We start from the raw sequence: 2,590 nt of genomic DNA on the forward strand, positions 1-2,590 counted from the left end.
GTCCCGGCCGGTCCCGAGGGCCGCCTGGTGGTGCTCGCCGAGCGGGCCGATCCGGGCTGGAGCGCCTGGCTTGACGGGCGCCGCCTGACCTCAACGACGTCGGGATGGTCGCAGGCCTTCACCCTGCCGGCCCAGGGCGGCCAGTTGAGCATCCGTTACGAAGCGCCGTGGGCGGTCCTGATCGGGATTGCGCAGGCCGTGATGATCGGGCTGACCGTCCTCCTCGCCGTGCCCATGCCTGCCCGCCGGTCCAACACCGGCCTGTCCAGGGACGAAGCCTCCCTGCGTAAGGAACCTCAGCATGTCTAAGGGCGACAACGAAAAAGAAACCCAAACGGAAGCCGCGACGGGTCCGTCGCCGCGGAAGGGGCGCCTGCCGCGGGCTGGAGTGATCGGCGGCATCCTCTCCGCGGTCGCCCTCGTTGCCGCGGGCGGCGGCCTGGTATCGGCGGCGTCGCTGACGCCCCAGAACCCCGCCAGCAGGCAGCTCGAGGCCCCCGTCGCCGCGGTTCCGGCCGGCAGCAGCGTCGGGGTCTGCCCGGGCCCGGCCCGGCTGCTTGAGGGGACCCCCGTGGGCACCGACCCCCAGTTCAGTCCGGAATCCGCCACGGCGAAGACAGCCGTCAGCGCCGCCGTGCTCGGCTCAAGCGCCGGCATCATCCCCGGCAGCCGGCTCGCCCCGCTCAAAGGTGCCCCCTTCGCCGAAATCGCGCCGGGCGCCGCGCCCACAGCTTCCGTGCCCGCAGCTTCCGCGCCCCCGGCCCGCACGCCCGTGCTGGTCGCCGGCGTCCTGCCCCAGCGCGAGGTGGACAACATCAGCGTCCTCAGCGCCGATGCCCAAAACAACCACCAGGCGGCTGCCGGCGCCGTCCTGAGCTACACGGCCGAGGACGGCGACCTCCAGGGTTCCGCGGCCGCCGCGTGCCAGCAGCCCGGCAACGATCTCTGGCTGGTCGGCGCCAACACGGCGCTCGGCCGGTCGGCAGTCCTGAACCTGACCAATGCCTCCAGCACGCCGGCGACCGTGAGCCTGGACCTCTTCGGCTCCGAAGGCCCGATCCAGGCTCCCGGAAGCCGCGGCCTGCTGGTGGCGCCCGGCAGCTCCCGCTCCATCATCCTGGCCGGGCTCGCGCCGGGACAGGAACGGCTCGGCGTGCGGGTTCGCAGCACCGGCGGCCCGGTGGCTGCCGTGATCCAGCAAAGCGTGCTCCGCGGCCTCACTCCCGGCGGCGTCGACTTCATCACCCCCGGCACCGCCCCGTCCGTCAGCCAGGTGGCCGCCGGTCTCGACATCCAGGATCCCGCGGCACTGGCCGCGCTCAAGGCAAAGCCCGGCTTCGCCGACGCCGGACCGGCCCTCGAAGTCGCCGTGCCGGGGGCCACCGACGCCGTGGTCGAGATCAAGCTGTATGGTCCCGACGGCCAGAAGGCGCTGCCCGGGGGCGGCGTGGTGACGGCGAAGGCCGGCGCGGTCACGGAAGTTTCCCTGGCCGGGGTCCCGGCCGGGACCTACACCGTGGCGGCGAGCTCGGATGTCTCGTTCGCGGCCACTGCCCGGCTCACGCGGGGACTGCAGGCCGGGGACGCGGCGGACATCGCGTTTTCCGCCGCCTCGGCCCGGCTGGGCAGCCAGCACATCGTCGCGGTTCCGCGCGCGGGCGACCGGCAGCTCGTTCTCGGTGCCCCCGCCGGCCGGGCGACCGTGACCTACACGCCGATCACTGCGGACGGCAAGATCCGGACCGCGGGCAGCGCCGACATTGCCGGCGGAACCACCGTGTCCATCAAGATCCCCGCTGACGTGGGCGGCTCGCCGCTCGTGGGCTATGTGGTGTCCGCCGCCGGAGATCCGGCATACGGGGCACTTGTTCTGGCGCGGGACGGCCGGCAGGACATTTCCGCGGTGGCGCTGGCACCGGAAGCGGCAGGACAACGGCAGGTCCCCGTCACGCTGGGCTACTAGGCCCGGGGCAGGTCGGAAGCAGGCTCGGGCTAGTACCGGCGGCGATAGACGGGGTCGAGGGACTCCGGGGGTACGCCGAGCATCTCGGCCGTGTATTCCACGACGACGTCGTGCACGAGGTCCTGGAGTTCGTCCCGGGTTCCGCACACCTGCTCCACCACCCGGCGGTACAGCGTGATGACCGGTCCGTCCTCGGCCGTGGCAGCGGTGAAAGCGCCCATCGGCGCGGGCGTGCGGTCCGCCACGAGCTGCTCCAGGCCCGGCGGGATCTCGTCAACGGCGAAGCGGACGCCGTCGAGCGGCTTGCCCCAGATGTCGTGCAGCCGCTGGGCCGAGTCCAGGACGAAGTCATCGAAGCGGTCGGAACGGGTCCGGTAGCCGGGCAGGGTGGGCAGTATGAGCTCGCCGCGAAGGCCCCGGCCGTGCCGGTTCCTGCGGCGCTGCCGGAAGGTCTTTCCCTGGACGGCGGCAGGCGACCCGGCCAGAGGCGCGCCGGCGGGGCCGGAACCGGCGCCTGTACGTCCGGCGTCGGGGTCAGCCAACCGGACCGTGAAACCCGAATCGTGGTGCGATGACTGCATATCTTGACTCTAAACCCGCGCAATGAAATACGCGATACAGCCCCGA

General features: G+C 72.5%; 3 protein-coding genes. 2 read left to right on the forward strand and 1 reads right to left on the reverse strand.

The window, feature by feature from the left end:
- Positions 1–309, forward strand: a 309-nt coding sequence (locus tag Y706_RS0115990) for a hypothetical protein (RefSeq protein WP_028277393.1), incomplete at its 5' end; no start/stop codon positions are given.
- Positions 302–1,963, forward strand: coding sequence for a DUF5719 family protein (locus tag Y706_RS0115995; RefSeq protein WP_028277394.1), 1,662 nt, complete (start codon positions 302–304; stop codon positions 1,961–1,963). The genes Y706_RS0115990 and Y706_RS0115995, both read left to right, overlap by 8 nt.
- Before the next feature lie 29 nt (positions 1,964–1,992).
- On the opposite strand, the gene Y706_RS0116000 is transcribed toward Y706_RS0115995, so the two are convergent.
- Complete coding sequence (locus tag Y706_RS0116000; protein ID WP_028277395.1) at positions 1,993–2,544, reverse strand: metallopeptidase family protein; 552 nt, start codon at positions 2,542–2,544, stop codon at positions 1,993–1,995.
- Positions 2,545–2,590 lie beyond the last annotated feature (46 nt).

Origin of the sequence: Arthrobacter sp. I3, from assembly GCF_000520575.1 — a bacterium.
GTDB classification, from domain to species: domain Bacteria; phylum Actinomycetota; class Actinomycetes; order Actinomycetales; family Micrococcaceae; genus Arthrobacter; species Arthrobacter humicola_A.

Bases quoted from the DNA above. Each gene is read 5' to 3' on its own strand.
- Y706_RS0116000 (WP_028277395.1), bottom strand. From the start codon at position 2,544: ATGCAGTCATCGCACCACGATTCGGGTTTCACGGTCCGGTTGGCTGAC.
- Y706_RS0115995 (WP_028277394.1), top strand. From the start codon at position 302: ATGTCTAAGGGCGACAACGAAAAAGAAACCCAAACGGAAGCCGCGACG.